Here is a 22,788-nt window from a genome sequence, read left to right as displayed (position 1 = left end):
AATCCAAACTTTTCCCGAAACTTTTCTCCCGTTTTCTTTGCGTTTTCAAAATAAAGTCGTAATTTTGCAATCAAGATAGATTAAAAAAGGAGGTTGCGATGCCAAAGATATTTGAATACTTCGGATTTATCTTTCTGTTCTATTCAAATGAGCATGAACCAATACACGTTCAGCTAAAATAACGAAGAAATTATGAATTTAAGTATTGTTTCTGCAAAATATGTGGTGCCATTAAAAGTTGAATTACACTTTAATGATGACACCATTAAGACGATAGATGTAGGTGCTTTTATCAGAAATCACCCACATCCGCAATATAACTCTTACTTGAATGAAAACAAATTCAAAAAGTTCAAGATAGAGTTTGGTAATATCGTTTGGGGAAAGAATTGGGATTTGATATTTCCAATAGATAAGTTATATGCTGGCGTTTGCTGCTGAACAAGAAAAGAATATTGTATAAGTCCTTAATACAGTGATTTTTACCGCACTTCACTTTATCCATGTAAGGGTTAAAAAAAACTGAATAACTGAATACAGATGGTCTTACGTTTCACTTAATTAAGTTATCGGACAATCCTATCCGTTTATAATCCACAACGGTTCGTTTTTCCACTCTTGTGGAAATCCCATAGAACGAGTATTTACAATCTCACTTTTATCTATGAGTTTCAAAAGGCGTTTGGAAAAACTTCCATTTGCAGCTATAGATTGTTCCAAATATGCAAGGCAACACAGTTGAGGATACAATTTATTGGGACGAAAATTGCCAGTAATAAGCCATTGAGAAGGTAAATAATTGGGCATTATAGGCATTGTTGGAAAACGTCTGTTCCAAATGCGAGCATGATGAGCGCAAGCATTTCTTAACACCGCAATACATTTTATCCAATTCTCTAAATATAGATATTGTGGAAGTAGAAACTCTTTTGCCACCTTCTTCTTGACAGAGTTGTCTTTGAAGTTGCAAAACAATTTTGATAGTGTACCAAAGGAAACAACTTCCAAAGTTTTCCAAGCTGGTGGAAATGAGGGAGCCGTGTAGCTGTTGTAGTATTCTGAAATAAAATCTTCTTTTGAACGATTTACCTCGGTTGCTATATTGTCAAGGCAAGAATTGAAAATACTTTGATTCTTAAATTTGCTGGCATCCATGAACCAAAACGGACCATGTTCCATTGAAAAATAATGGATGATTCGAGTACGGAATGCTATTTCTATGTCTTGGATTGCCGTAAAAATCAAAGAACGAAGTTCACGGTCGAAGACATATAAATTAGTAGCAAAAGTGAAACTGCTATTTTGTGCAAATCTATGTGATTCTGTATTCAGTTCCATCGGTTGTAGGTAGTTCGCAAAACGAAAATAGCTTACAGAATGAAGAAATTTTATAGCATCTTCTTCATCTTCGATTGTCAGCCCGCGTTCTTTCAAAATGTCAAGTTGACAATAAAAATCCATTGCTTGTTTTGTGTACTGCATATTACTTCGGTATAATATAAAACACGAAGTCCTGCCGTGGTACGCTTTCAAGAAGAGGCGTGGCAGGAACTGTTGCTGCAAAATTACTAATTTCATTCCAAAATGCCAACTTTTTGTTTAAGAATATGCATTCTAAATATGCTATTTAACATTGTATAACGGAATTTCGGCGTATTTTTTTGATATTGGTATCACATTTGTTCTGAGCCCATAGCTCATTATGGGACTATGGGAGAGAGCAGTTGCAGTAATGTGAGGTCAGCCATATCAACCTCCCTTCTTATTTTACTGATAATGAGTTTATCATGCTCTGAAAAAAATCTCGGCTCTTTCTAGCGCATTCGACAGAATTTCTTCTGCCAGCCTTAGTTGGTCAACGAACCATCTCATGTCATTTGATACTTTCTTCATAATTCTTTTCTTTTGATTCTTTGTCGCGAAGATACAAAAGAATCCGAATAATCGGATACCATTTCATCTTTCTTATATTTTTCGTGCACTTATAAACATTCTCCCCTTGCCAGCAACTTTTTCTAAAACTTTCTCCCCGATTTTCTTGCATGTTTCGAAATAAAAGTTTATCTTTGCGGCAGATTTACAGAATCTAAATTGATAATTTATGGGTAGATACATCAACCCCTTTACCGATTGGGGCTTCAAGCGTCTCTTCGGTCAAGAGTTCAGCAAGGACTTGCTGATTAATTTTTTGAACGACTTGTTTGAAGGTGAGTTTCAAATCAAGGACGTAACATTCAAGGATAAGGAACAGCTTGGAGATACTAATGATCTCCGTGGCTGCATCTTTGACATCTATTGTGTTACCGACGATGATAAACATTTCATCGTTGAGATGCAGAACAGATGGGTACCTTTCTTTGTGAATCGTTCCATCTATTATGCTAGTAAGGCTTTTGTTGCCCAACGCAAGAAATTTGATGAAGCTGGTGTTCGCACAGCTATTTTATACCAGTTTGTACCGGTTTATGTGGTTTGCATCATGAATTTTATGCCAAAGGAGCATGAGGTGACAAAGTTTAGGACAGACGTTGCTTTGAGAGAGAAGTCTAGTGACTCTATATTTTCTGACAAGCTTCGTTTCATCTATCTTTCTCTTCCTTTCTTTGATAAGAGTGAGGAAGAATGCGAGACTGGTTTTGAAAAATGGATTTATGTATTGAAATATATGGAAGTATTGGAAAGATTGCCTTTTACGGCACAGAAAAAGATATTCGATCATCTTGCTAAATTGGCGGATGTTCGTTGCTTGAGTAGTGAGGAGCAGGAAAAATACGATGAAAGTATTAAGGTCGCCGATGATTACTACGGCGTCCTGATGAGTTATTACATGAATGGTATTGATGAAGGTGTTGCCAAAGGTGAAGCAAGGGGTAGCCATCATAAAAGTCTGGAAATTGCCAAAAAAATGATGGCAAAGGGTATGGATGAAAATACCATCATGGAAATAACGGGGTTAACCCAAGAAGAAATCAGAAAGTTGATATCATAGATATGATAAAGAAATTTCCCCATCCGGGGGTGTAATTTAAACTGTGTCAAGGCTTGTTCTTAACTTTCATTCCCACTCCCTGCTGGGGGCATGCCCCCAGCAGGGAAGCCTTTTCGGCTGCAAAGTTACATAATTTTAAATCTATCTCCAAATTTTATTGCCATTTGTTGAGAAATTTGTCCCCAATTTGCCAGTGGCATAGTCCATTTCTTACGGATGTTGCGGTAAGCTAAGTACACAAGCTTCTCCAAAGAATTATCCGTAGGAAAGACCCCTTTAGTCTTTGTGACCTTTCTTACCTGTCTGTGATACCCCTCAACCGTATTGGTCGTATAAATGAGTTTACGGATGGCTGGAGTATATTGGAAATACTCTGTCAGACGTTCCCAATTGTCACGCCATGACTTGATGACAATTGGGTACATCTCTCCCCACTTAGACTCTAACAGGTCTAAATTAGCAGCAGCGGAGTCTTTGTTTACTGCACCATATACTGTTCTTAAATCCTTGATAAACTCCTTTTGATGCTTACTGCCAACATACTTGATAGAATTGCGTATCTGATGGACAATACAGAGCTGCACAGAACTCTCAGGAAATACGCTTTGGATGGCATCCGGGAAGCCTTTGAGACCATCAATACAACAAATCAAGATGTCTCGAACACCACGGTTCTGAAGATCCGTAAGAACTTCTAGCCAGAAGTTAGCTCCTTCACTCTTAGACACATACATACCTAACAGTTCTTTTTGGCCTTCCTTGTTGATACCAAGAATGTTGTAAATGGCTCGTGTGACAGCTCTGCCATTCTCATCCTTTACCTTATAATGGATAGCATCAAGCCAGCAAATGGCATATACAGGATCGAGCATGCGAGACTTCCAGGCGGTGATTTCGGGTAATACACGGTCTGTTATAGAGCTGATTGTATCGGCTGATAGAGTTGTGTTGAACTCACGCTCAAAGTAGCTGCTGATGTCACGTGTGCTGGTGCCCATGGCGTACATCTCAATAATCTGGTCTGCCATGCCATTGGCAAGAATAGTCTCACGCTTCTTTACGGTCTCAGGTTGGAAAGTTCCGTCTCGGTCACGAGGAGTCTCTATAGTGACCTCACCATATTTTGTTTGAACCTTCTTACTCATCTTACCATTACGACGGTTGCCGGAAGAGCGTTCCTCTTCACTTAAATGAGCGTCCATCTCACCTTCGAGAGCTGAGTTGAGAATACGCTCTAACAATGGAGCTAATGCTCCGTCCTTGCCAAATAAGGCTTCACCACTACGCAACTGCTGAGCTGCTTTCTTGTAATCAATTTCTAAGTTGTCCATAATATAAAAACTGTGTTAAACTACTTTTATTGTAGCTTGACACAGTTTAGTTTACACTCTCGAAAGTTGATATCATAGATATGATAAAGAAATTTCCCCATCCGGCTTTCTCAAGCCGGATGGGGGAATTTCTTTATCTGTTATTTCTGAGATAATATTTTATTTTTCTATCTGTTCCTGGGTAAGTCCGGAATACTTTATAATCAGATTGATGTCAACGCCATCAGCAAGCATGTTCCTGACAATATCCAGGGCTTTCTGGTTCATTCCTAATTCCATACATATTTTCCTCCCTAGTTCTATACCCTCCGCAAGACCTTCTTGCTTCGCCGTATCAATGCAGTTCTTGATATCCCGATATGCCATCTTACTTGCTTCATACTCCCTCATTTCCTGAGGTGTGAAGTTGGCAATCTCGGCTTCCTCAAAGAGACGGTCGAAAACCTTGTCGCACAACTCCTTTGGGTGTTGGGTAAGTTTATAGAGGTTCTTCAGCGCATAAAGCCACTTCTCGTAGAGCGTTTCCAATTCTCCTAGTGTCTTATTGAATTTAGCTAGTACTACATAGATAAACTCCTGCTTGTCGTAGGAAATCTTGTGGGTAGCGGTATTGCACAACTGTACATGATGGCGGGTTTTCTCCTTGTCGAAGGCATCCTCATACATGTTGAAATTGAGCAGGGCAATGGTATAGACATGATTGATCTTGAAATCCCAGTCATTCCCCTTGGGCGCCTGTTCTCGGATAGGGAAGGTGGAGTAGAAGAGGGCGCGATCCTTGAAATACGCCTGATAAGCATTCTGCATTTCTACGATGAACTTCTCGCCGTTTTCCCCTTCACAATACACATCGAAGATGTCTTTGCGGTCGGTATAGCCATCTCCCACGTGCTCCGGGTTCAGATACGATACGTCCTTCACAACCTGTTTGCCATTAAACAAGCTGTTGAGGAAGCAAATGAGCAAATCCTTGTTCATTGCTGTTCCAAAAATTCGCTTGAAACCGAAGTCGGTCAGCAAGCTGATGTATCTTTCTTCTACCTGCTTCATAATCTCTGTTTTAAAATTCACTACTGCAAAGTTACGACTTTATTTTCAAACCCACAAGAGATTTTAGGGAAAGTTTAGGAAAAAGTTAGAGATTGTTGAATGTAGAATGTGGAGTGTTGAATGGTCTATATGCCACGATGAAAAGGTGGCGTATAGACCCTTGATTATATGGTGATATTCGTAATCTACATCTCCGCTTTCTGTTTTTTATGAATTGCTCAGATTCTTAATGATTTCCAAAGACAGCTGGGTAGCTTTGGCAACCTGTTCGGCAGAAAGTCCCATTGCCAGCAATCGTTGTGCTGTTTCTGTGTTGGCCTCATGTTTGCCTTCTGCTCTACCTTTTTCCATACCTTCCTTCATGCCCTTTTCCATACCTTCAGCTATACCTTCACGCTTGGCAGTGTCTACGGAATTCTTGATGTCGCGATATGCCATCTTGCTGGTCTCGTACTCCCTCATTTCCTGCGGAGTAAACTTGGCTATCTCGGCTTCCTCGAAGAGGCGGTCGAAGACTTTATCGCACAGTTCTTTAGGACGCTGGGTAAGTTTATAGAGGTTCTTCAGAGCATAGAGCCACTTCTCGTAGAGCGTATCCAATTCTTCCAGGGTTTTGTTGAACTTGGAAATCTCTACATAGATATATTCTAGTTTGTCGTAAAACACTTTGTGGGTAGCTGTGTCGCACAACTGCACATGATGGCGGATTTTCTCCTTGTCGAAGGCGTCCTCGTTCATGCTGAAGTTGAGCAGGGCAACGGTATAGATATGATTGAGCTTGAAATCCCACTCATTCCCCTTGGGCGCCTGTTCTCGGATAGGGAAGGTGGAGTAGAAGAGGGCGCGATCCTTGAAATACGCCTGATAAGCATTCTGCATTTCTACAATGAACTTCTCGCCGTTTTCGCCTTCGCAATATACATCAAAGATGGCTCTGCAGTCGGTATAGACATCTCCTACGTGCTCTGGATTCAGATACGACACGTCCTTCACAACCTGTTTGCCATTAAACAAGCTGTTGAGGAAGCAAATGAGCAAATCCTTGTTCATCGCTGTTCCGAAAATTCGCTTGAAACCGAAGTCGGTCAGCAAGCTGATATATCTTTCTTCTACCTGCTTCATAATCATCTGTTTTAAATATCCATGCCGCAAAGTTACGACTTTATTTTCAAACCCGCAAGAGATTTTAGGGAAAGTTTCGGAAAAAGTTAGAGATTGTTGAATGTTGAATGTGGAATGTTGAATGGTCTATATGCCTCGATGAACAGATGGCGTATAATTAGTCTTTGTTGATAATTACTTTTATTCATATTGGATTATAGGTTAAATAGTCATATCTCTACGTTTTAATAGTTCCAATATCTAGAATTGTACGATTGCTGGCATATGCCGGCAACCTTGCTGGCAGCTGCCGACATCGTTGCTGCCACATGCCAGCAACCCTGCTGGCGTATGCCGACAATCTGATTTATCTGATTCTTAGAGCCAATAGATATGTTATCTCTGATGATATCATCTATGAGTTAAAGGATGGTAAACAAGCGTTTCTTAGTTCTTTAAGATACTTATCAGTATTTACTACAGATACTTTTATTTATCAATGCATCTGACTGAAGAAACATAAAAAAACTCCTGAAGTTTGTTTCAAGCAACTTCAGGAGTTTGATTATTATGTATTGATAGCTTATTTCAATAACTTTTTGTAGTCCTTGTCAAATCCTTGAGGATGACGTCCGATGAAAAGAACATTGAGTAAGCAGTTGGCTGCCAGTTCTACATCATTGAGATCAGCGCCTTTGCCTTTTTTGACTTCCTTTCCCAGGCATACATCCCATGTGGACTGGAAACAGCTATCATTTGCTCCAACAAACATATCATTTGAGTTGGGATCTTCCATCAGTTCAAACTTTATAACCTTTTTGGATGTGATAGATTGGATATTGCAAAGCATATCGAATGCTTTTTCAAAAATATCGCGATGCAACTGTGCATTTGGAAACATCACATTGACTGTTGGAAAAATCTCTTCAAATTCAAACGACTGCAATAGCTGGTAGAGTTTCATATGCTTATACCTTATTATATATATAACATTCAGTTTATCAACTCTCGTTGTGAAGACTAGAACTTAGCCATCTTGATAGCATCTATAGCACACTCATCACCCTTGTTACCCAACTTGCCGCCGCTACGATCCTTAGCTTGCTGCAGATCGTTGGTAGTCAAGAGACCATAGATAACAGGAATTTCCTGAGTAGCATTCAGACGGGCAATTCCGTAGGTAACACCCTCGCAGATGTAATCGAAATGGGGAGTTTCACCACGTATCACACTACCTAAAATGATGACTGCATCATAGCCGCCATTCAAAACCATTTGATGGGCTCCATAGATAAGCTCAAAGCTGCCTGGAACAGTTTTCACATGGATGTTCTCTGTGAGAGCTCCATGTTTTTCGAGTGTTTTTACTGCTCCGTCGAGCAAAGCGCCCGTTATCTCAGGATTCCATTCTGCTACAACGATACCGAAGCACATGTTGCTGGCGTCTGGTATTTTAGTAAAGTCGTATTCAGATAAATTATGAAGTGCTGTTGCCATATTGATTTCGAATTGTTATCAGTACAGATTAGTTAGAAGCGCGCTCGATGTACTTGTCGATTTCGCCACCCTGTACGAGCATAGCGTTAACATACTTCTTCTTGGCATCCTGATAAAGCTTCAAAGCTTCGTCTTTCTTACCCTGGCTTTCGAGAATCTCGCCTGCCTTGATAATGAATGTAGGAGAAAGACTGTTGTTTGTACCATCATCGGCCTTGCTGTCAGCCATAGAAGCAGCCTTCTTGAAAGCATCTACAGCCTTGTCGAGCTGGTTGAGATGCGCATAAGCATCACCTAAGGCAGATTCAGCAGCAGGACTGATCATCTGGTCGTCTTCTGAAGAGAAAGATTCCAGACTCTTCTGAGCTTCTGCCCATTTGCCGAGGTTTGCATAGCAAAGACCAGCATAGAGGTTTGCCAGGTTACCTGCATCTGTGCTGCTGTATTCGTCAGCAATCTTAGTAAAACCTACATAGCCAGCGCCATCACCCTTCAATGCCTGCTCATACATCTGGTTAGCAAAGTAGGTCTGACCCTTAGCAAGCATAGTGCTAGCCTTGTCCTCACGAGGACCTGAGATCTGAGATACATAACCGAATACACCTGCAATGATAACAATGATAGCTACTACTGCAATGATAATTGCCTTCTTGTACTTCAAGAAGAAGGCCTCACGAATGTTTAGGCTCTCTGTTTCCTGAGCCTGTACGTTGTTGTTTGCCATTTTTATTTTGCTTTTTTATTATTCTATACTTTTTAGTTTCTGGTTTAGGGGCAATCTGTTCAATAGAAAGTTAGCTTTCAAATTGTGGAATGCCGCTAAACTTCTGCAAATTTACTCAATTTTATTCAATTATTGAAATTTCTAGCCTATTTTTTTTGTTTTTTCCTCTTTTTCTGCTAACTTTGCACTATAAAAGCAGAAAAGAGACTATGATTTTAAAGAATATTTCCATTATTAACTTTAAAAATATAAAGAGCGCCAATCTGGAGTTGTCGCCCAAAATCAATTGTCTGATAGGACATAATGGCATGGGAAAGACTAATTTCCTTGATGCCATCTACTATCTCTCTTTCTGTAGGAGTGCCTATAATTCTATCGATTCCCAGATTATTACTCATGATGAGCCTTTCTTTATGCTGGAGGGAAATTATGATAATGATAAGGGGGAGATAGAGAATGTTTACTGTGGCATGAAACGGGGTACCAAGAAGCATTTCAAGAGAAACAAGAAGGAGTATAAGCGTCTTTCGCAACATATTGGGCTTATCCCTCTGATTCTGGTTTCTCCATCTGATGTTTCTCTGATAGAAGGGGGAAGCGAAGAGCGCAGAAAACTGATGGATGTGGTCATCTCTCAGTATGATTACTCTTATATAGAGGCTTTATCCAACTATAATAAGGCTTTGCAACAGAGAAATGCTTTGCTGAAAATGGAGGAGGAGCCTGATATTACGCTGCTGGAACTTTGGGAACAGCAGATGGCGAGTAATGGTGAATTGCTGTACCGGAAACGGCAGGCTTTCGTTGACGAACTGGTTCCGCTGTTTCAGCAGATTTATCAGCAGATTTCGGGTGATAAGGAGCAGGTCCGTCTTCACTATGTTTCTCATTGCCAGAGAGGTCCTTTGCTGGATGTTATCCAGCGCGACCGGTTTAAGGATCGTGCTGTAGGGTATTCTCTGCATGGCGTTCACCGTGATGATCTGGAGTTTTTGCTGGGTGATTATCCGATGAAGAGAGAGGGGAGTCAGGGACAGAACAAAACTTTCGTGATAGCCCTGAAACTGGCTCAATTTACTTTCCTGCAGCGCACGAGTTCCAATACGCTTCCTTTGCTCCTCTTAGATGATATTTTCGATAAGTTGGATGCACAGCGGGTTGAGGCTATTGTGAAACTGGTTGCCGGTGACCATTTCGGACAGATTTTTATTACGGATACGAACCGTGATCATTTGGATAAGATTCTCCAGAACATGCAGGGAGATCATACGATATTCTATGTAGAGAATGGGGAAATAATAAAGTAAGAATATGTTTAAAAGAAAAGTTAAGTCAATAGCAGAACTCTTGCCTGAATTTCTGAGAAAGGAAGGCTTGGAGACTCCTTTACAGCAGAAACGCCTGATAATGAGTTGGGATTCTGTTGTAGGGGAAAATATTGCTGCATATTGTGGTGAGAAGTTTATCAAGAACCAGACTCTCTATGTAAAGATAGAGAATGCTGCATTGAGGGCTGACCTCACGATGAGCCGTGCTACCCTTGTTCGTCGTTTGAATGAACAGGTTGGTGCTCAGGTTATTGCCGATATACGCTTTTATTAATATTCCGCGCTCTATATACTCTATATGATTTCATCCATGCCTATATCTGTAGGGGTAACAGGAAGGCGTCCTTCCTCTTTGATTTTCTGGAAGTCGAAACAGATTCCTATTTTGTATGCATGTGGAATCTGGGCAAGAAATCTGTCGTAATAGCCTTTTCCTCTTCCTAACCGGTTGCCTTTCATATCGAAACTCATACCTGGGATTACGGCAAGTTCTATCTCAGGATATTTCTCTTCCGGATAAATCTTGCCTTTCGGTTCAAGTATATGATAGGCTCCTTCCTTCAGGTCTTGAACTCCGGAATATTCTCTCAGTTCCATATTCGTATCGTCCAGCACAACGGGCAGTATCACCCGCTTTCCCCTGGAAACAAGTTGGTCTATATAATGATGGGTGTCTACTTCATCAGGAAGCGAATAGTACATCAGTATGGTTTGGGCATTCTGAAGATGCGGGTTGGAATCTAAACGTGATAATACAGAAAGCGACAGTTCCTCAAGTTGTCTTGAGGAATACTGTCGCTTTCTGTCTTTTATGATTTTTCTTAATTCTTTCTTGTCCATGCCTTAAGCATTTGCTATCATACAATTATTATGGTGTAAGGAAGAATAGTTGTAGGGCGTATTCGCCATAGCTATCTTTGCTTTCTTCGCAGCGCGTTTTTTGGCTGGCTCTGGTTTCTTTGGGAATGCTGCATGGTTCTCAAATACATCCAGCGTCTTTTTGATGACTGGATCATCAAGATTGATGTACTGGGTCCATGCCTGCTCGTCCAACATATTGTAGATGATACGGCTGTCGATGACACGGTCTAATAGTTTGTGTGATTTCTTGATTAAAAGATTTCTACGTTTCAAACCACGTTTATCAGCATAGCTGGCAAACTTTTCAACCATGTCCTGACTGTCAAGATAATCGGCAAGTTCCATCATCTCCTTGAAGTTGTTCAGCTTCGGACGGTTATCGTCTGTATAAGTGAAGGCAAACTGCAAGATGAGACCACTCAGACTAGCCTCCTTGAAATAGGATGTCATGCCGAGCGTATCTTCAGGAACAAAGATGTCTGGGGTGATACCACCTCCGCCATAGACAATACGGCCGTTACCTGTATGATAAGCTGGTCCTGTATGCTTGATGCTATCCTGTGAGAAGAACTCTCCGTGCTGGTATCTGTCAAGCAAGTCTTGCTCATAATCCTTGTCATCGCCCAGGGTATATGGCTTCTGGATGCATCTTCCTGAAGGAGTATAGTAGCGCGCAATGGTCAGACGGATGAGGCTGTGGTCAGGGAATTCTATCTGTTGCTGAACCAGTCCCTTACCAAACGAGCGTCGTCCGATGATGGTAGCACGGTCATTATCCTGCATGGCACCCGCAAAGATTTCTGCAGATGATGCAGAACCTTCATTGATGAGAACTACCATCGGAATCTTCTGGTAGGCACCCTTACCGTCACTCATATAGTTATGTCTAGGCGATTTGCGTCCCTGTGTGTAAACGATGAGCTTCTTGTCTGGCAAGAATTCGTTTGCCATGTTTACTGCAGCCGTCAGGTAACCACCTGAGTTATCACGAAGGTCAATACAGAGGTTGGTGAATCCCTGCTGTGAGAGTTTGGCCAGAGCAATCAGCATTTCCGGATATGTGTTCTCGCCAAAGTTCTTGATACGGATATAGCCAGTTTTGTCGTTAAGCATGTAAGCTGCTGTAACACTCTTTGTCGGTATTTCACCTCGGGTTACGGTAAAGGTCTGAACCTTCTTGCTTCCATATCGTATAACTCCGATTTTCACCTTGGTATCCTTTGGACCCTTCAGGCGATGCATTGCCTCCTGATTGGTTACAATCTTGCCTACAAAAGGCTTGCCGTCTACGGCTACAATCTTATCTCCTGCCAAAAGTCCGGCTTTCTCGGCAGGTCCATTCTGTATCACATTCTGTATATGTATTGTATCTTGGCGGATGACAAACTCTACGCCTACACCCGAGAACGAGCCTTTCAGATCGTCGGTGGCCTGAGCTGCGTCTTTAGCACTGATATATACGGAATGTGGATCCAGTTCTGCTAAAATCTGTGGAATTGCCTTATCTACCAGCGAGTCGATGTTCACGGGATCTACATATTGGTCATCAATAAGATGGAGCAGGTTGTTCAGACGGTTGCTTCCACTATTGATAACGTTGAGGCGATTTCCTGAGAAATGGTTGGAAAAGAATGTTCCGATGATGATACCTATCACAACACAGAATGCCATGATGAATGGCATAAAGCGGTTGGTCTTATTCTTACTCATGTTCATAACAATTCTCTTTTTACTAACGTTTTATCTATCTTATCTCTAATCTTCTACAGAAGATGTCTTTTCATCAGGATTGAGGCATTCTACCTTGATTCCTGCTCGTTGCATCAGTTTGATACCATCGTCCAGACGGTATTTCTCTGCATATACAACACGCTTGATGCCCGACTGTATGATCAGTTTGGCACATTCTATACATGGAGAGGCGGTGACGTAAAGCGTACTTCCCTCACTGTTATTGCTGCTGCGGGCCAATTTCGTAATAGCATTAGCCTCCGCGTGGAGAACGTATGGCTTGGTTACGTTGTTATCCTCACAGACATTTTCAAATCCGCTCGGTGTACCATTGTAGCCATCACTGATAATCATTTTATCTTTTACAACCAGTGCACCTACCTGTCGGCGTTTGCAATAGCTGTTTTCAGCCCATATACGTGCCATTCGCAAATAGCGAAGGTCGAGCTTGGTTTGTTTGGAAAGTTCGTTTGCCATCCTCTTATCCTTTATGTTGTACCTTGATTTCGTTACGTTCCAGCAGTGCATCGATGGTTGGCTCTTGTCCACGGAACCGTTTGTAGAGAACCATAGGATGCTCTGTTCCACCCTTAGAGAGTACGTTGTCACGGAAACTTTGAGCAGTCTTCTGGTCGAAGATTCCATTCTTCTTGAATACACTGAAAGCATCAGCATCCAATACTTCTGCCCATTTGTAGCTATAATATCCTGCGGCATAACCTCCTGCCATGATGTGGGAGAACTGTACGGTCATACAGGTTTCCTGCAACTGTGGCAATATCATCGCCTTTTTCCAGGCTTCCTTTTCATAAGGCATGATGTCGGCAGTAAATTCTTTCTTCTGGGTGTAGTATGCCATGTCAAGCAATCCGAAACTTACCTGGCGCAGGCAACCGTAGGCTGCCATGAAGTTGCGACTCTTCATGATGCGCTCTATGAGCTCATCTGGCAATGGTTCACCTGTCTGATAGTGGAAGGCAAATGTACGGAGAAAATCTTTCTCTATTGCATAATTCTCCATAAACTGTGATGGCAATTCAACGAAGTCCCACCATACGTTGGTTCCCGAAAGACTCTCGAAGCGGGTATTGGCAAACATGCCGTGAAGACTGTGACCAAACTCATGGAGGAAGGTTTCTACTTCTCCTAATGTCAAGAGAGCAGGTTTTTCCTCTGTTGGCTTGGTAAAGTTCATTACCACACTTACGTGAGGACGTATGTTGTTGCCCTTATGGTCTATCCACTGTCCCTGGAACTCTGTCATCCAGGCACCTCCTTGCTTACCCTTGCGAGGGAAGAAGTCGGCATAGAATACAGCCAGATAGCTTCCGTCTTTATCAAATACCTCGTATGCCTTGACGTCTGGATGGTATACCGGTATCTCTTTGTTCTCCTTAAAGGTGATGCCATACAGCTTGTTGGCGAGGCCAAACACACCGCCTATCACTTTGTCCAGCTGGAAATAAGGGCGAAGCATTTCTGCATCGAGATTATATTTCTCCATCTGGAGTTTATGAGAATAGAAGCCGAAATCCCATGGCTCCATTTCGAAATCTTCACCCTCCAATTTCTTGGCAAGGGCTTCCACTTCTTCCACTTCCTTTTCTGCCGTTGGCTTATAAGCCTCTATCAGGTCGTTGAGAAGTTTATATACATGTTCTGTATTGCTTGCCATACGGTGGCGAAGAACATAGTCGGCATAGGTTTCGAAACCGAGCAACTGAGCGAGTTCTCTGCGCAGGTTTACCAGTCGTTTGCAGATTTCCAGGTTGTTCTGCTCGTTATCATGGGTACATACCGTATTGCGTGCCATATACATCTGTTTGCGGAGCTCACGCTGGGTAGAGTAGGTCATAAATGGAGAATAACTTGGATAATCGAGTGTAAAGATCCAGCCTTCTTTTTCCTGCTCTTTGGCGGTATGCGCAGCGGCAGCTTTTGCTGTTTCAGGAAGTCCGTCGAGCTGAGCTTCGTCTGTGATATGGAGTGTAAAAGCCTTGTTTTCTTTTAAGAGATTCTGTGAGAACTGCAGAGTGAGCATACTGGCTTCTTCTGTAAGTTTGCGAAGTTTCTCTTTACCTTCTTCATCTAAGAGTGCACCGCTGCGTACGAATCCGTCATAGCTGGTGTCCAGGAGCATTTTCTCTTCTGGTGTCAGTTCTCTGTTTGGATGATCGTGAACAAACTTGATGCGCTCAAAGAGTTTCTTGTTCAGCGTGATGTCATTTGCGTGCTTTGTGAGAATCGGACTCATCTTCTGCGCAATCTCTTCCATCTCATCGCAGGTTTCAGCACTCATCATGCAAGAGAAAACGTTAGATACACGGCTCAAGAGGTCGTAATAGTGTTCGCCCTTATCGGGATCAACTCTTGCAATGGTATTCTCAAAGGTTGGTTCTGCCGGATCGTTTACAATCTTGTCTGTAGCCTCGTCATCACGGCGGATTCCCTCCATGAATGCTGGCTCATAATCTTCGAGACGGATTCGTTCGAATGGTACTGTATCGTGCGGTGTATTGTAAGGCACGAAGAATGGGTTGGTTCTATTTTGTATTATATTGTCTTGCATATTGTTACTTTTTAGCTGCAAAGTTAGCAAAAAAATGCTTTATTGCCTTGATAATAAACGTTTTTAACTTATATTTATCGGTCGTTATATTTTCTTTAGCGTTTGATGAGATTTTCCAGTGCAGGGATATGGATTCTGCCTCGTTCTAGCTGGATAAGTCCTTCTGACTGTAGTTCGTTGAGGGCTTTGGATACATAGATGCGCTTTACATTCATCTCTTCTGCTAAACGGGTCATCTTGATATGAAAGATTTTCTCGCCTGCCGGGCGGACGCTGTGGCTCTCGAAAAAACGAATCAGACGCTCACTCAGTGTCTTGGCAGGAACTCTGAACAGTCTGCGGTTGTTCTTCTGGGATTGGGTGCAGACCAAGTTCAGAAGATTGATGCGGAATATTTCATATTCATCGGATAACTTCATGATCTCTTGCTTGCTGACTGACATGATGCTGCAGTTGTTCTTTGCCACATAAGTGTGGGTGAAGCGCTGGGTAAGACCGAAAAGTCGTTCCAGCTGGAATGATTCCGGTGCCGAAATGTCTTCTTCTACCTGATAGCCGTAGTCATCTGCCTGGGTTATCACCGTAATATCTCCACTGATTAAATAATATAGACGTGTACAACTGGTGCCTTCTTCAACTATAGTTTTACCCGCTTCCAGTTTTTGAAAGTCAAAACGGGTTTTACCAGCTACATTTTGGAAGTCATAGCGAGTCATTCCCAGGAATAATGGGAGTGATAATAAACTGTTGTATAGTCTATTGGTTGACATGTAAGTTTATTTATTTAATATCTTGTTTTTGAGAGATGGTGAATACCATATCTTGTTTTGTCCTTTCTCGTCAGCATAGATGAGATATGCACAGAGGTCCGGATGCTTTTTCAGAATCTGTTTTGCGCCCTCCATTCCCATTACCATAAACGAGGTTGCATAGGCATCTGCTGTAGCACAGTTCTTGGCTAAAACCGTTGCAGATAAGATGTTATGCTGTACAGGATAGCCTGTTTTGGGATCTATGGTATGTGCATACTTCTTGCCGTTTTTATAATAGAAGTTTCTGTAGTTACCACTCGTAGCCATGGCTATGTCGGTAATATCAAGTACATCCTGAATTTCCTGACTTGTATTGGTAGAATCGTCAGTTGGCTTGTTGATACCAATATGCCAAGGCACTTGTTTCTCGCTAACACCGTTTACTACAATTTCTCCACCAATCTCAACCATAAAGTTGCTGATACCTTTCTTTTTCAGGAATCTGGCAACAATGTCGCTGCCATATCCTTTGGCGATAGCAGAACAGTCAAGCATGATCTTAGGGTTTTGCTTGATGATGCGTCCCTTTTCCAGGGCTACTTTCTCATAACCAACCAGCGTTTTGATACTGTCTATCTTGGCTTTCGTAGGAGATACCCCCTGCTTGAATCCAAAGCCCCAGAGGTTTACCATTGGGGCAACCGTGATGTCAAAGGCTCCATTGGTATCTTTTGAGATGCTTTCTGCCATGCGGAATACTTCGGTAAACATTTCGTCTACCTCAATATCTTTACCTTGGTTTACCTGTGTGATGACAGAGGTCTTATTGAAAGGAGACAAGGATTGGTCTACTTTCTTGAGTTCTGTTTCTATCTCTTGCTGGTAGTTGGTATCACTCTGATAGGTAATGTGATAGATGGTACCAAAGATAAAGCCGGTATCTTTCTGATAGGGCGTATTATGCTGCTGACGTATGATAATGATGGTACCAACGATAAGTATCAACAGAAATGGAATTTGCCAGATAAGTTTCTTTTTTTTCATTCTTTACACATTATTAAGTCTTTAAATCTCTAGGGTTACATTGAATGTTCCGCCAAGGCGTGAACCTCCCTGTTTACCGTAGCCTGGCACATACCAGGTGTTGCCTAATTCTCCATCGTTCTTGAAGAGGCGGCGTTTGTATCTGAAACTCCAGCCCATACGGACGGGACCCCAGATTTTGGCATCAATACCTATTACACCTTCCAGCCAATGATAGTTGCAGGAAATGCCGTTACCTCCATAGGACGTTTCGCCGCCCCATACTGGGTCTGTAACGGGTGGGGCGCTCAGGTCATATTCATAATAGGTGCAGGCATAACGGAAACCGCCAAACAGCCGGTAGTCGTCGTGTTTGTTCTTCAGAAGATTCCAGTCTACACCTAATCTGAAATAGGGAGCGCTGGTCTTGTAGGTGATTTGGGTTGCCTCATCGCTGGCATCTGCCTTTCCATAACCCAATTCGAAAACAGGATAATACTTGTCTTTCAGATTGATACGGAGAGATGCTTCGTACTGCCCATAGTCGCTAACTATCAACTGTACGGGACCTATCAGGTCAACTCCCACAGACATACCTCTAAAAAAAGGTATGGTGTCAGGCTGCTGCTCTATGATCTTCTTCTTGCTTTGGGCCTGACAGGGGAGAACAGCAAATAGGGATAGCATACTAGTTGCGGCTGCCAAAATATATGTAGAAATGTGCTTTGGATGCATCATAATTTACCTCTTTTTGATTGATGACTATTGAGTCAATGTAATTGTGAGTAGTCTTAACATCGGTTATCGTATGGAAGAACGATGGACTGCAGTCTACCGACTCAAAATGAGAGCGGTTTTCCTTTGATACAGTCACGGTGTCCTTGAATACTTGCTTCGATAGGGTATGTATCTCGAAAAACAATATGTCTTCATTCAGGCTGTAACTCATAGGCAGACTGAAACTGTCTACGTTTACATCCTTATTGATCAGCACACTATCTGTTCCTGCTATCTTTTTCGTAGAAATCGTTAGCGTGTCTTTTAGCGTTTTATTGTCGCCCATCAACTTGTATTTGGTATATACAGTATTGTTGAGTGGGCAGTCGAGAGATGTACATCCCATCATGGCTAGAACCATGAAAACGACGAAAGGTATTATTTTCCGCATCTTATTTCTTTTTCTATTTGATAATCGTTACGGTTTGGGTTCTGGCGGCTGATAAGGTCGCCCAGGAATCCGGCAAGGAACAGCTGACTACCCAAAACCATCGCTACAAGAGCAATGAAGAAGTAAGGTGAATCGGTAATGAGATGTCCGTAGATGCCGTTGTGCAGGTCGATGGCCTTGTCTATACCTAGGCCGATGAGCGATAGAAAGGCTACGAAGAATACGACGCTACCCAGGAAGCCGAATACGTGCATGGGCTTTTTGCCAAAATTGCTCAGGAACCAGAGAGTCATCAGGTCAAGATAACCATTTACAAAGCGGTTCCATCCCATAAACTTTGATTTGCCGAACTTTCTTGCCTGATGATGAACAGGCTTTTCGCCTATCTTGGCAAAACCTGCATTCTTGGCTAGATATGGGATATAACGATGCATCTCACCATATACCTCGATATTCTTAACTACGTCGAGGCGATAAGCTTTCAAACCGCAGTTGAAGTCGTGCAGATTGTGAATGCCGCTTACTTTGCGTGCAGTAGCATTGAAGAGTTTGGTAGGGATGGTCTTGCTTAGAGGATCTCCTTCTTTACGGTTCTGCTTGTAACCTGACACGAGGTCGTATCCCTCTTTCATAATCATCTGGTAGAGTCCCGGAATCTCGTCTGGAGAATCCTGTAGATCGGCATCCATGGTGATGACAACATCGCCCTGCGCTTCTTTGAAACCACAGAAGAGTGCTGGGCTCTTTCCATAGTTTCTGCGGAATTTGATACCCTTTACTTGCTCGTTCTTCTCAGCAAGTTCTTCTATGACGTTCCATGAACGGTCGGTAGAACCGTCGTTCACAAAGATGACTTCATAAGTAAAATCGTTTGAGTCCATTACTCGCTTTATCCAGGCGAAGAGCTCTTGTAACGACTCTTCCTCATTGAAAAGAGGAATTATTACTGAAATATCCATTATCTTGTATTTATCTGTTTGTTTCTTATTTATTGTTATTTTGTATGCTGTTGTTTATCCTTCTTTGCCATTACAGCAGCAATAATCGGACTGAGTACAGCACCTGCTACCAGGTCGGTAATCATAAACATGGAAGCCCAGGCTATCGGTTTCATCATACTGACGGCATCAAGAAGGACTTTAGATTCCCCTGCAGTTAACTGATACGCTTGTGCTACAATCTGATAGTTGGTTTGCAGTTGGTTCATGAATAGCCCCGTATCCATAAAACGGAACCAAAGATATTGCACAAGGGTAAGCAGAAGGGTTGCATTGAAGAATGTCTGGATGCAATAGTAGAATGCATGACGGAAAGAGATATGTCCGTCTCTTGCATAGTCACGGAATGCCTTCAGTCGCTTGGCCACAACAAATGGGGTTGCTATGATGAGAATGTTGGAAATGAATCCCAGCATCTGGTATTGCGGGTCTACTGCCAGCATGGTACATACGAAACTGACGATCCAGACAGCTCCGAGGATGGCACCATCTTGCCGGGCAAATGCTTTGGTTTGTCTTATCTTGCCTGTGTCGATGATAATCGTTTTAACCTTATGCATTTGCTGGTTTGTTTTCTTTTCTTCCTGATTCTCGTTATTTTCTGTATTCATTGTTTTTATTGTATTTCTACGGATGTAACATATCAATTTGCAAAAATACAACTTTTTTATTATATAAGGTGTAAAGGGTGGAAATATTTATATATAATTAAAGATAGATCCTCGTGAAATAGAGGTTTCAACTGTAATGTTATGAAATATAGAAGCAAAATGTATGTAAATAAAAAAAGGAACCTTCTAAAAGAAGATTCCTTTTTGAGCCTCTTGTCGGATTCGAACCAACGACCCCGAGATTACAAATCACGTGCTCTGGCCAACTGAGCTAAAGAGGCGGGTGGACAAGCGATTCATATCGCACCGCTACAACCAAGTACCCTTGCTATGTTCCCATCCTGGGGGATTCCGAGGGAGCTGGTCGTATGAGACTTGTCCGTCTCAATTTTTAAGCGGGTGCAAAGGTACGGTTTTTCTTTGAACCCGCCAAATGTTTTGCCGAAAAACTTCAGTTGTTTAACGTTTGTTTGCTAAAAATCGACTACCGTAATGCCTGATCCGCCAAATTGTACGTGTTCATCTGCATAATGGGTCACATTAGGCACACTACTCAGATATTGGCGAATGAGCTGTCTTAGGATGCCATTTCCCTTTCCGTGAAGGATTCTGACTCTTGGCATTCCTACCAGGATAGCGTCATCGATGAAGTATTGTACCGCATTAAGTGCTTCATCGCCTCGCATTCCGCGAACGTCCAGATCCTGGTGGAAGTTGGATTTATGTGAGTCAATGGTCTTTCTGGTTTCCTTACTGATACCGTATGAAGCCAGATTTTCCTTGCGCTCTTCTGTCTTGTCTGCATTTTCAATAGGAGTTGTGGCATGCTCCAGACGGTTCAGGCGCATCTTAGTTCTCATTCCTCCAAATACGGCAGTTGCTGTATCTCCAGTAATGTTTTCTATCTTTCCGACAGTAGTCAGTCCCTTGATGCGCACCGTATCGCCAATCTGAATATCACGTTTACTATCTGCTTGAGTCTTGTTCTGTGCATTCCTCAGTGCTGCTGCAGCCTTTTCCTGATTCTCTTTCTTTTCAGCCTGGCGCTTGGCATGGCGTTCTTTGCGTTGTTGAATCTGGGCTATCTTGCGGGCAATTTTGTCATCGGTCTCCTTGGTATCAATTTCTTGAACTTCTTGCTTGAAGGTATCAAGTTCCTGACGGATACGGCGGGTTTCTTCTTTTTCAGCCTGGCTTTCTTTGATTTCCCGGATGGCGTTTTCGATTCTCTTGTTACTTTCTTTCAGAAGTTCTGCGGCTTCTTCTTTTGCCTTTTTGAGAATTGCCTTTCTGCTTCGCTCAATATCCTCTATGTCGTTTTCGTACTTGGAGATTGTTTTCTCCATGTCTTTTTCACGCTGATGGATATTCTGGCGTTTGTTTTCCCAATATCGCTTGTCACGAACAATATCCTGAAGATACTTGTCGCTTTGAATGTATTCAGAACCAACGATATCTGATGCTTCCTTGATTACTTCTTCGGGTAATCCTATCTTTCTTGCAATTTCGATAGCGAAAGAAGAACCTGGTCTGCCGATAGCTAATTGGAAGAGGGCTTTCATCTCATGGCGGTCGTAGAGCATGGCGCCGTTAACCACTCCTTCATGGCTGTCGGCAAAATGCTTCAGGTTCTGATAGTGGGTGGTAATCACACCATAAGCTTGCTGCTTGCAGAACTTGTCGAGTACAGCTTCGGCGATAGCACCTCCGATGCCTGGCTCTGTACCTGTACCAAACTCATCTATCAGAATGATGGTCTCGCCATTGGCTGCCTTCATCATATTCTTCATGTTCAGAAGATGAGACGAGTAGGTACTCAAGTCATTCTCCAGACTCTGTTCGTCACCGATATCAATCATGATGTTCTGGAAAACACCTGTCTTTGAACGCTCACTTACAGGGATGCTCAAACCGCATTGCAGCATATACTGTAATAATCCGACGGTTTTCAGACAGACAGATTTGCCGCCTGCATTTGGACCGGAGATGATAAGAATGCGTTTGTCCTGTGTAAGCATGATATCCAACGGAACTACTTTCTCGTTTTTTTTCTGTAGAGATAGCTGCAATAATGGGTGTATCGCACGGGTCCAGTCTATGTGTGGGTGGTCTTCTACCTCGGGTTCTATGGCTTTGAAGATATCAGCCAGTTTTTGCTTGGCTTGTATCAGGTCAATGATGGCAAGAAAGCGGTAGCTGTCCAGAATTTCCTTGGAATATGGGCGTACCTTGTTGGTAAAGTCGGTGAGGATGCGGATGATTTCTTTTCTCTCTTCACCCTCCAGTTCACGTACACGGTTGTTTGCCTCTACCACCTCGGTAGGTTCTATAAAGACTGTTTTACCTGTGGCACTCTCATCGTGTACGATACCTTTGATTTTGCGCTTCAGAGTAGGGATGACGGGAATAACCAGTCTGCCGTCACGCAGGGTTGGGGTTACGTCTTTTTCTACGATGCCTTCACTTTGTGCCGAGCGCAATATACTATATAAGGTACGTGAGATGCTGCCCTCTGTCTTTGCCAGTTCTCTGCGAATCTGAAGAAGTTCAGGGGTTGCATTATCTCTTATCTTGCCGAATTTGTCAAGTATCTGGTCGATGCGCTGAATCAGTTGTGGAAAAGTAACTACATCCTGTGAAAGGCGATGTAGGGCTGGGTAGGGATATTTTTTCTCTCTTTTCCATCCGTCTTCCGGCTCGTCATCGTCATCGCTGTGATTCAATATTTTCACCATATCTGCTATGGTAGACAGTGAGCGTCGCAAGTCAAACAGTTCGTCCTCCTCCAGGTGACTGTTTTCTACACGGATACGGAGGATGCTCTCCCTTACATCATAGAAATATTGTAGGGGAAAGTCTTCTACTTCCTCCATCAGTCTGCGGAACTCACGCACCTGCATGAGCCATTCGTTAACTTGTTCTGCATCGCTGCTGAATGCCATCTTGTCTACCTGTTCCTTTCCGAGTGGAGAGAGGCATCTTTCGCGCAGCATCTTGCGGATTTCATTGAATCCTATCTTATTTTCAAAATTATCTGGATATATCATGGGTGCAA

At 42.5% G+C, this 22,788-nt stretch carries 22 protein-coding genes and 1 tRNA gene; 4 read left to right on the top strand and 19 right to left on the bottom strand.

What is annotated here, in order from left to right:
• Positions 1-192: 192 nt before the first annotated feature.
• On the top strand, positions 193-441 hold the full coding sequence (locus tag RCO84_RS09465; RefSeq protein ID WP_288232788.1) for a DUF2442 domain-containing protein: 249 nt from the start codon (positions 193-195) through the stop codon (positions 439-441).
• 138 nt (positions 442-579) lie between these two features.
• Here the strand turns inward: RCO84_RS09465 and RCO84_RS09460 are convergent, their stop codons facing one another.
• Positions 580-1,578 carry an Abi family protein gene (locus RCO84_RS09460; RefSeq protein ID WP_317584873.1) on the bottom strand — a complete coding sequence of 333 codons (999 nt, stop codon included), beginning with the start codon at positions 1,576-1,578 and terminating at the stop codon, positions 580-582.
• A gap of 523 nt (positions 1,579-2,101) precedes the next feature.
• Here RCO84_RS09460 and RCO84_RS09455 point away from each other — a divergent pair.
• On the top strand, positions 2,102-2,989 hold the full coding sequence (locus RCO84_RS09455) for an Rpn family recombination-promoting nuclease/putative transposase (protein ID WP_317572522.1): 888 nt from the start codon (positions 2,102-2,104) through the stop codon (positions 2,987-2,989).
• Positions 2,990-3,114: 125 nt separating this feature from the next.
• On the opposite strand, the gene RCO84_RS09450 is transcribed toward RCO84_RS09455, so the two are convergent.
• The 6 genes from RCO84_RS09450 to RCO84_RS09425 all read right to left on the bottom strand — a co-directional run bounded on the left by RCO84_RS09450 (position 3,115) and on the right by RCO84_RS09425 (position 8,692).
• Positions 3,115-4,320, bottom strand: a complete 1,206-nt coding sequence (locus RCO84_RS09450) for an IS256 family transposase (RefSeq protein WP_317584872.1) — start codon at positions 4,318-4,320, stop codon at positions 3,115-3,117.
• Between the two features lie 159 nt (positions 4,321-4,479).
• Positions 4,480-5,370 carry an Rpn family recombination-promoting nuclease/putative transposase gene (locus RCO84_RS09445; RefSeq protein ID WP_317584871.1) on the bottom strand — a complete coding sequence of 297 codons (891 nt, stop codon included), beginning with the start codon at positions 5,368-5,370 and terminating at the stop codon, positions 4,480-4,482.
• Between the two features lie 207 nt (positions 5,371-5,577).
• A complete protein-coding gene (locus RCO84_RS09440; protein ID WP_317584870.1) occupies positions 5,578-6,498 on the bottom strand; it encodes an Rpn family recombination-promoting nuclease/putative transposase in 921 nt (306 codons plus the stop codon).
• Positions 6,499-7,054: 556 nt separating this feature from the next.
• Positions 7,055-7,435 (bottom strand): hypothetical protein, encoded by a 381-nt coding sequence (locus tag RCO84_RS09435; RefSeq protein WP_317572515.1) that lies wholly within the window; start codon positions 7,433-7,435, stop codon positions 7,055-7,057.
• Positions 7,436-7,491: 56 nt separating this feature from the next.
• Positions 7,492-7,968 (bottom strand): 6,7-dimethyl-8-ribityllumazine synthase, encoded by a 477-nt coding sequence (gene ribH / locus RCO84_RS09430; protein ID WP_006846254.1) that lies wholly within the window; start codon positions 7,966-7,968, stop codon positions 7,492-7,494.
• Positions 7,969-7,996: 28 nt separating this feature from the next.
• A complete protein-coding gene (locus tag RCO84_RS09425; protein WP_317572514.1) occupies positions 7,997-8,692 on the bottom strand; it encodes a tetratricopeptide repeat protein in 696 nt (231 codons plus the stop codon).
• 209 nt (positions 8,693-8,901) lie between these two features.
• Between RCO84_RS09425 and recF the strand changes: the two genes are divergently transcribed.
• Both recF and RCO84_RS09415 read left to right on the top strand, forming a co-directional pair.
• Entirely contained in the window at positions 8,902-9,999 is a 1,098-nt protein-coding gene (gene recF / locus RCO84_RS09420) for a DNA replication/repair protein RecF (RefSeq protein ID WP_117691976.1), read from the top strand.
• 4 nt (positions 10,000-10,003) lie between these two features.
• Positions 10,004-10,294, top strand: a complete 291-nt coding sequence (locus RCO84_RS09415; RefSeq protein WP_006846258.1) for a DUF721 domain-containing protein — start codon at positions 10,004-10,006, stop codon at positions 10,292-10,294.
• 20 nt (positions 10,295-10,314) lie between these two features.
• Here RCO84_RS09415 and RCO84_RS09410 read toward each other — a convergent pair whose 3' ends face one another.
• The 12 genes from RCO84_RS09410 to RCO84_RS09355 all read right to left on the bottom strand — a co-directional run bounded on the left by RCO84_RS09410 (position 10,315) and on the right by RCO84_RS09355 (position 22,780).
• Complete coding sequence (locus RCO84_RS09410) at positions 10,315-10,860, bottom strand: 5-formyltetrahydrofolate cyclo-ligase (protein ID WP_317572513.1); 546 nt, start codon at positions 10,858-10,860, stop codon at positions 10,315-10,317.
• Between the two features lie 3 nt (positions 10,861-10,863).
• On the bottom strand, positions 10,864-12,591 hold the full coding sequence (locus RCO84_RS09405; protein ID WP_264907528.1) for a S41 family peptidase: 1,728 nt from the start codon (positions 12,589-12,591) through the stop codon (positions 10,864-10,866).
• Positions 12,592-12,636: 45 nt separating this feature from the next.
• A complete protein-coding gene (locus RCO84_RS09400) occupies positions 12,637-13,089 on the bottom strand; it encodes a deoxycytidylate deaminase (RefSeq protein ID WP_144151022.1) in 453 nt (150 codons plus the stop codon).
• A gap of 4 nt (positions 13,090-13,093) precedes the next feature.
• Positions 13,094-15,181, bottom strand: a complete 2,088-nt coding sequence (locus tag RCO84_RS09395; protein ID WP_317572511.1) for a M3 family metallopeptidase — start codon at positions 15,179-15,181, stop codon at positions 13,094-13,096.
• 95 nt (positions 15,182-15,276) lie between these two features.
• Positions 15,277-15,951 (bottom strand): Crp/Fnr family transcriptional regulator, encoded by a 675-nt coding sequence (locus RCO84_RS09390; protein WP_144151018.1) that lies wholly within the window; start codon positions 15,949-15,951, stop codon positions 15,277-15,279.
• A 6-nt stretch (positions 15,952-15,957) separates the two neighbouring features.
• Complete coding sequence (locus RCO84_RS09385) at positions 15,958-16,977, bottom strand: FAD:protein FMN transferase (RefSeq protein ID WP_144151016.1); 1,020 nt, start codon at positions 16,975-16,977, stop codon at positions 15,958-15,960.
• Between the two features lie 21 nt (positions 16,978-16,998).
• Complete coding sequence (locus RCO84_RS09380) at positions 16,999-17,694, bottom strand: DUF6048 family protein (RefSeq protein ID WP_317584867.1); 696 nt, start codon at positions 17,692-17,694, stop codon at positions 16,999-17,001.
• Positions 17,645-18,124, bottom strand: coding sequence for a DUF6452 family protein (locus tag RCO84_RS09375; protein ID WP_317584866.1), 480 nt, complete (start codon positions 18,122-18,124; stop codon positions 17,645-17,647). Before RCO84_RS09375 ends, RCO84_RS09380 begins: the two co-directional genes overlap by 50 nt.
• Entirely contained in the window at positions 18,112-19,083 is a 972-nt protein-coding gene (locus RCO84_RS09370) for a glycosyltransferase family 2 protein (RefSeq protein WP_144151014.1), read from the bottom strand. Before RCO84_RS09370 ends, RCO84_RS09375 begins: the two co-directional genes overlap by 13 nt.
• A 35-nt stretch (positions 19,084-19,118) precedes the next feature.
• Entirely contained in the window at positions 19,119-19,733 is a 615-nt protein-coding gene (locus RCO84_RS09365; protein WP_317584865.1) for a DUF4199 domain-containing protein, read from the bottom strand.
• Between the two features lie 207 nt (positions 19,734-19,940).
• A tRNA-Thr gene (locus RCO84_RS09360) sits at positions 19,941-20,014 on the bottom strand.
• Positions 20,015-20,206: 192 nt separating this feature from the next.
• Entirely contained in the window at positions 20,207-22,780 is a 2,574-nt protein-coding gene (locus RCO84_RS09355; RefSeq protein ID WP_317584863.1) for an endonuclease MutS2, read from the bottom strand.
• Between the last annotated feature and the right edge of the window lie 8 nt (positions 22,781-22,788).

The organism is Segatella copri (assembly GCF_949820605.1).
Lineage (GTDB): Bacteria > Bacteroidota > Bacteroidia > Bacteroidales > Bacteroidaceae > Prevotella.
This window is presented reverse-complemented; position numbering and strand designations above follow the sequence as displayed.